This is a genomic window from Streptomyces sp. Ru62 (assembly GCF_002920615.1).
Lineage (GTDB): Bacteria > Actinomycetota > Actinomycetes > Streptomycetales > Streptomycetaceae > Streptomyces.
Genome location: NZ_PQSU01000041.1, coordinates 61,410 through 67,673 on the forward strand (window position 1 = coordinate 61,410; position 6,264 = coordinate 67,673).

Sequence of the window (6,264 nt, forward strand, 5' to 3'; positions counted from 1 at the left end):
TACGTGTCACTCGACCCACAAGGACGTGCATGCGCAAGCTCACCTACTTCGTCGCCGGCACCATCGACGGTTTCATCGCGGCCCCCGACGGCGACTGCGACTTCTTCTCCCCGTACCTGACGGAGGACTACCTCCCGCACCTGACGGCCGAGTTCCCGGAGACGCTGCCCACTCCGGCGCGCGCCGCCTTCGGCGTCACGGACACCCCCAACACCCACTTCGACACCGTCCTCATGGGCCGCGGCGCCTACGACCCGGGCCTCGCCGTGGGGCTCACCAGCCCTTACGCCCATCTGCGGCAGATCGTCCTCTCCCGCTCGCTGGGCACCGGCCCCGACCCGGCCGTCGAGGTCACCACCGAGGACCCGATCGCGCTGGTCCGCCGGCTCAAGCAGGAGCAGGGCCTGGGCATCTGGCTCTGCGGCGGTGCCGACCTGGCGGGTCAACTCCTCCCGGAGATCGACGAGTTGATCGTCAAGCAGTACCCGGTCGTGGCCGGTTCGGGAATTCCCCTCTTCCGCGCCGAGTTCTCGCCGCGCGCCTTCAGGCTCGCCGGCAGTCGCGTGTTCGACAACGGGAACCTCGTCCTCACCTACACGAAGGCGTCCGCCTGAAGGTCACCCGGTGCGGCCGGGAAAATCGCGTGACGCGTCGCGCCCGGCCGTCAATAATCCCGGCGTGGCCACCCTGAACGTCGAAACGGCTGACCGCGGGCCGTCCCCCCGGCCCTCCCTGACAGCGCGGGCCGGACGCGGCTTCGACGCGATCCCGCCGACGGCGCTGGTCCTGCTCGGCATCGTCAGCGTGCAGGTGGGCTCGGCACTGGCCAAGCACCTGTTCAGCGCGGTGGGCAGCTTCGGGACGGTCGCGCTGCGGCTGTTCTTCGCGGCGGCGGTGCTGGTGGTGGTGTGGCGGCCGTCGCCGCGTATGCGTCGTCGCGCGTGGACGGTCGTGGTCGGCTACGGCGTGGTCCTCGGCCTGATGAACCTGTGCTTCTACCTGGCCCTGGCCCGGATTCCGCTGGGGATCGCGGTGACCACCGAGTTCCTCGGGCCGCTGGTGGTGGCGTTGGCCGGGTCGCGGCGATGGCTGGACGCGTTCTGGGCCCTGCTCGCGGCAGGCGGTGTGGTCCTGCTGATGGAGGGACGCGGCGACCTCGACCTCGCGGGTTTTCTGTTCGCCCTGGCCGCGGGAACGTGCTGGGGCCTGTACATCCTGCTCGGCGCGGCACTGGGCCGCCACACCACGGAGGGCAACGGTCTGGCTCTGGGGATGGCCGTCGCGGCGCTGGTGGCTGTGCCGTTCGGCGTGGCCGACAGCGGAACGGCGCTCACCCAGCCATGGGTCCTGCTCGCAGGGCTCGGCGTGGCACTGCTGTCGTCGGTGATCCCGTACTCGCTGGATCTGGAGGCACTGCGCAGGATCCCCCCGCGCGTGTTCGGCATCCTGATGAGCCTCGAACCGGCGATGGCGGCCCTCATCGGCCTCGTCGTGCTGCACGAGTCGCTGCACTGGTCGCAGTGGCTGGCGGTGCTGTGCGTGGTGGCCGCGTCGGCGGGCGCCACCCACGGCACCCGCCCGGACGCCTAGGGTCGCGTCCGGACATCTGGTGCCGCATCTGGACGCCTGGTGCCCCATCAGGCGACGTCTGCCGCGGAGTTCCCCGTCCCGCCCGGCTGATTCTCCATGTATCCCGTCCGGAAAACACACTGGATCGGGGCCGCACCACACCTTACGGTGGCGCCATGAGCGATCACCCGCAAGCGCCTGTCGCACCCGTCGAGGCCTATGAACCCCCCTACTACGTGGCCGTCTTCACCACGGTGCGCACCGAGGACCAGAGCGGGTACCGCGAGACCAACGCACGCATGGAGGACCTGGTCAAGGACGTCCCCGGGTTCCTGGGGATGGACCACGCGCAGACTCCCGGCGGGCTGGGCATCACCGTCGGGTACTTCCGCGACGCCGACGCCCTCGCCGAGTGGCGCGGCAACGCGGAGCACCGCGCGGCACAGAAGCGTGGGCGAACCGAGTGGTACCAGAGCTACACGCTGCACGTGGCGAGAGTGGAGCGGAGCCACGGGTTCACCCGAGCGGAGGTCCCGCAGAGCCCGGCGGCGGACTGACCGGTCGAAGGGCTCGGTGGTGGCCTGACGGGCCCCGGACGGTGCTGCCGTCCGCCCATGAGGCCGGTGGGGAGGATCTCCATCGGTCGCGGGGAGTAGGTCCTGCGCCTCAGGCGCGCTTGCCGCCCGCCTGGCTAGGGTCGGTCCTCATGGAGACCACGGGAATCGTTCGCCGCCGGACGGCGGAGCGTATGCGCGACACTCTGGAGCGGCTCCTCACCGAGCGGGACGTGTGGGTGTCGACGGCTCACCCTGAACACGGGCCGCACCAGGTGCCACTGTGGTTCCTGTGGGACGGGCGAGCGGTGTGGATGTGCACCGGCGCCGCTTCCGTGACCGCGCGGAACCTCCGCGAAGAGCCGCGCGTGCGCCTGTCGCTCCCGGACACCTTCGAAGTGGTGCTCCTCCAGGGCGAGGCGGAGTGCTTCCCGGACCAGGAGGTGCCCGCGGGCGCAGCGGAGGCGTTCGTCGCCAAGTTCGGGTGGGATCCCCGCGTGGAAGAGGGTTCCTTCGTGTATGTCCGCGTGGTCCCGAGGACCGTGCGCGCTTGGCGCGGCGAGCCGGAACTACGCGGGAGGGTCATCATGCGCGACGGGATGTGGCTGGAACAGCGGCCGACTGGACCGCGGCCGCGGGGATAGACGGAAAGGCGGTGTGTGAAGATCGCTCGGACGGCAGACTTGCGGCATGACCACACCGGATCCCAAAGCCGACCTTCATTCCTACCTCCAGTCCGCCCGTGATGCCCTGCTCTGGAAGCTCGAAGGGCTCTCGGAGTACGACATCCGCCGCCCGCTGACACCTACGGGCACCAACCTCCTCGGCCTGGTGAAGCACGCGGCCGGCGTGGAGCTGGGCTACCTCGGCGACATCTTCGGACGGCCGTCCGGCGAGCCGCTGCCCTGGCTCGACGAAGGCGCCGAGACCAACGCGGACATGTGGGCCACCGCCGACGAGTCTCGGGAGTTCATCGTGGAGTTGTACCGCCGGGCGTGGCGGCACGCTGACGCGACGGTGGACGCGCTGGCGCTGGACACGGTCGGCAAGGTGCCGTGGTGGCCCGACGGCAAGGACGAGGTGACGTTGCACCACGCCGTGGTGCGCGTGATAGCCGACACACACCGGCACGCCGGGCACGCGGACATCGTCCGCGAACTCCTGGACGGTGCCGTGGGGATGAGCAAGGGCAACGACGCCGTGGCGCCCGGCGACTCGGCGTGGTGGGAAACGTACCGGAGCCGGCTGGAGAGCGCGGCCCGGGAGGCCGACCGAGGCGCCTGACCCGCGTCGGCCACGCGCACCCGTGCACCCCGCCACGGCACGCGGCAGGCGGTGACACGGCGGGTCGCGTCGGTGTCGAGACCGGCGGCGGTGCGCCCCCGCGTGGCCCCCCCTCCCCCGGCGCCCCGCGGCCCCTCCCTGCGGAACGGCGGGCCGGTCAAATCGTGTTGTCGCCCCGGGCCAGGCTGCGGGAGCATCCGGACATGGAAGAGCCCGCCGAAACCCTCACGTCCGACCGGGTCGTACTGCGCCGGTGGCGGACGACCGATCTCGATGCCCTGGACCTGGCCATCTCCGAGTCCCTGGCCCACCTCGTGCCGTGGATGCCCTGGGCGGCCGACACCGGCCGACAGCAGACCGCCGGCTTCCTGGCCCGCACCCACGAGGAGTGGGAGACCGGGCAGGCCTTCGGCTACGCGATCACCGCGGGTGGCGTGGTGACGGGGAGTTGCAGCCTGCATCGCCGTATCGGTGCGGGCGGACTGGAAATCGGCTACTGGCTCCACCCTCGCTGGACGGGACAGGGTCTCGCCACGATGGCTGCCGGGGCGCTCGTCCACCAGGGTCTCCAGCTGGCGGGCATCGACCGCATCGAGATCCACCACGACGCCGCCAACCCGGCCAGTGGGGCCGTGGCCGCCCGCCTGGGTTTCACCGAGGTCGGACGCGTACCGGCCCCTGATGGCCCCGCCGCTCCCGGCGAGGTGGGGATCCATGTCATCTGGCGGATGACCGGGGAGCAGTGGGAAGCGCGCGCGTCCGAGGGTGCTCGGCGAGCGGGCTGAGCCGGGACGACGGCTGGGGCACGGGGGCACCGGCCGTCGCCGCGCCACTCGGGATTCAGTCCTTCGGGGCACGTGTCCGTCGTACGGCCGACACGCTCGTACACCCATTCGGCGGTGTCGCCCGGGTGCGTTCCGGTGTTGTTCGACGGGTGGGGTCAGTCCCGCTGGGAGCCGGTTCCCGTGCCGTCGGGGCCGGTCCGCGGGTCCGGTCTCCGGGGCCTCGTCCGAGTGCGGGGGCGCCCTGTCGCCCATACGGTCGGATGCACGGACCAGCAGGCCCCAGAGGCCGCCGGGCGGTCGACGGAGGCCCGTTCGATGGGGGGAGGGCGCTGCGGAAGGCTGCCGGGCCAGTCAGGGAGACAGGCATGAGTCGAGCCAAGCGCGACCCCCGCACCATCGCCGGAGAGCAGGCGGCAGTGACGCAGGGCGACGGAGCCCACAGCTCCCCCGAGGACGGGTCCACCGCGCCTCCCCGCCCCGCGCAGCGGCCGGCTCCGGTGGAGGAGCCGGAGGATTCCGGTGTTGCCGGGAGCGCCGGGTCCGCATCGGCGCCCACCGCTCCGGCCGGAGCAGCGCCACGGTCCGCCCACCCGGCCGACCCGGGTACGGGACGCCGTGCCGGGAGCCGTCCGGCCGCGTCCGGCACGGCTGCCGCCCCCGGGCCCCGCACGATCCGGATGCGCATATCCGAGGGGGATCCGTGGTCGGTGATGGTGACGAGCTCCCTGCTCCTCGCGGGGGTCGGCATCCTGGCGCTCGCCACCACGGTCGTCCTCTGGATCCTGATGGAGGCCATGGCGCCGGACGTCCTGCCGGACCTGGGCACCGTCGTGGCCATCGGGATCGGCGTCGTCACCGTGGAGGTCGTCCTGGGCACCGGCCTGGCCACGCTGGGCACGTTCCTCTACAACCTGTCGTCGCTGTACAGCGGGGGCGTCGAGGTCTCCGTGACCGACGATGTGGACCTGCCTCCGGCGGCCGACCAGGTCCTGCCGGCCACGGCCCGAACCCCGGCCCGTGTGAGCCGCTCACTGCGCGGGCGCACCCTCCGGCCGCGTTCGTGATCGCGGTGACGTGAGCGGGGCCGAACGTCCCCGCCGGGCAACGGCGAACCGAGTACGACGACAGCCGCGTGCCCCGGGCACAACACCCGCGTACGTCCCCGGCTCCTCATCGGCTGATCCGGCGCGGAACCTCCGCCCCGGCGAGCTTTCGCGCTCGCCCGCGGTGCGTTGAGCGTCTGCCGGGTCACCAGCCGTGCCGGGTACGGCTTGAAACGGGCATCTCGGGCGTTACGGCGCAACCGGCGTCGATGACCACGCCCTCGCCGGGGCCGGCGTGCTCGGTCATGCCCTCAGGACCCCGCCGTCCGCCAGGACGGATGCACCACTCGGCGAGGCTCGCGTGAGGCGCCGGCTACCGCCCGTTCCGCCGGCCGCCGGCGCGGGCGCGCGGGCGCGCGGACGCGCACACCGTGCACTCAAGGTCATACAGCTGTGCACGGACAAGTCATTCGGGGCGAATCGGCGACCTAGCGTCGAGTGACCAGGCCCGTCGAGTCCGAGGACATCCCCTTGACATCAGTGCAACACTCCGCGACACGTACCCAGTTCGGGATCTTCACGGTCGGCGATGTCACGCCGGACCCCACCACGGGGCGGACCCCGACCGAGCGCGAGCGGATCAAGGCCATGGTCGCCATCGCGCTGAAGGCCGAGGAGGTCGGCCTGGACGTCTTCGCGATGGGTGAGCACCACAACCCGCCGTTCGTGCCGTCCTCGCCGACCACGATGCTCGGCTGGATCGCCGCGCGGACCGAGCGGATCGTCCTGTCGACGTCGACCACGCTGATCACCACCAACGACCCGGTGAAGATCGCGGAGGACTACGCGATGCTCCAGCACCTGGCCGACGGGCGGGTGGACCTGATGATGGGCCGCGGGAACACCGGGCCGGTGTACCCGTGGTTCGGCAAGGACATCCGGGACGGCATCGACCTGGCCATCGAGAACTACGCGCTGCTGCGCCGGCTGTGGCGTGAGGACGTCGTGGACTGGGAGGGCAGGTTCCGT

The 6,264-nt window shown here is 71.7% G+C and carries 8 protein-coding genes; all 8 read left to right on the top strand.

Annotated elements, in window-relative coordinates:
- Window positions 1–29: 29 nt before the first annotated feature.
- Window positions 30–614 carry a dihydrofolate reductase family protein gene (locus C3492_RS38145; protein WP_103817193.1) on the top strand — a complete coding sequence of 195 codons (585 nt, stop codon included), beginning with the start codon at window positions 30–32 and terminating at the stop codon, window positions 612–614.
- Window positions 615–678: 64 nt separating this feature from the next.
- Window positions 679–1,590 (top strand): DMT family transporter, encoded by a 912-nt coding sequence (locus tag C3492_RS38150; RefSeq protein WP_103817194.1) that lies wholly within the window; start codon window positions 679–681, stop codon window positions 1,588–1,590.
- Between the two features lie 155 nt (window positions 1,591–1,745).
- Entirely contained in the window at window positions 1,746–2,126 is a 381-nt protein-coding gene (locus tag C3492_RS38155; RefSeq protein ID WP_103817195.1) for an antibiotic biosynthesis monooxygenase, read from the top strand.
- 149 nt (window positions 2,127–2,275) lie between these two features.
- Window positions 2,276–2,767 carry a pyridoxamine 5'-phosphate oxidase family protein gene (locus C3492_RS38160; RefSeq protein WP_103817196.1) on the top strand — a complete coding sequence of 164 codons (492 nt, stop codon included), beginning with the start codon at window positions 2,276–2,278 and terminating at the stop codon, window positions 2,765–2,767.
- Between the two features lie 46 nt (window positions 2,768–2,813).
- On the top strand, window positions 2,814–3,407 hold the full coding sequence (locus tag C3492_RS38165; RefSeq protein ID WP_103817197.1) for a DinB family protein: 594 nt from the start codon (window positions 2,814–2,816) through the stop codon (window positions 3,405–3,407).
- A gap of 203 nt (window positions 3,408–3,610) precedes the next feature.
- Complete coding sequence (locus C3492_RS38170) at window positions 3,611–4,192, top strand: GNAT family N-acetyltransferase (RefSeq protein ID WP_103817198.1); 582 nt, start codon at window positions 3,611–3,613, stop codon at window positions 4,190–4,192.
- Window positions 4,193–4,869: 677 nt separating this feature from the next.
- Window positions 4,870–5,256: a DUF3566 domain-containing protein gene (locus C3492_RS46405; protein WP_258056157.1), complete on the top strand. Its 387-nt coding sequence runs from the start codon at window positions 4,870–4,872 to the stop codon at window positions 5,254–5,256.
- A 519-nt stretch (window positions 5,257–5,775) separates the two neighbouring features.
- Window positions 5,776–6,264 (top strand): LLM class flavin-dependent oxidoreductase (locus C3492_RS38180; protein WP_146075780.1); only part of this gene is annotated, 489 nt, incomplete at its 3' end.

Bases quoted from the DNA above. Each gene is read 5' to 3' on its own strand.
- C3492_RS46405 (WP_258056157.1), top strand. From the start codon at position 4,870: ATGCGCATATCCGAGGGGGATCCGTGGTCGGTGATGGTGACGAGCTCC.
- C3492_RS38155 (WP_103817195.1), top strand. From the start codon at position 1,746: ATGAGCGATCACCCGCAAGCGCCTGTCGCACCCGTCGAGGCCTATGAA.
- C3492_RS38165 (WP_103817197.1), top strand. From the start codon at position 2,814: ATGACCACACCGGATCCCAAAGCCGACCTTCATTCCTACCTCCAGTCC.
- C3492_RS38170 (WP_103817198.1), top strand. From the start codon at position 3,611: ATGGAAGAGCCCGCCGAAACCCTCACGTCCGACCGGGTCGTACTGCGC.
- C3492_RS38160 (WP_103817196.1), top strand. From the start codon at position 2,276: ATGGAGACCACGGGAATCGTTCGCCGCCGGACGGCGGAGCGTATGCGC.
- C3492_RS38145 (WP_103817193.1), top strand. From the start codon at position 30: ATGCGCAAGCTCACCTACTTCGTCGCCGGCACCATCGACGGTTTCATC.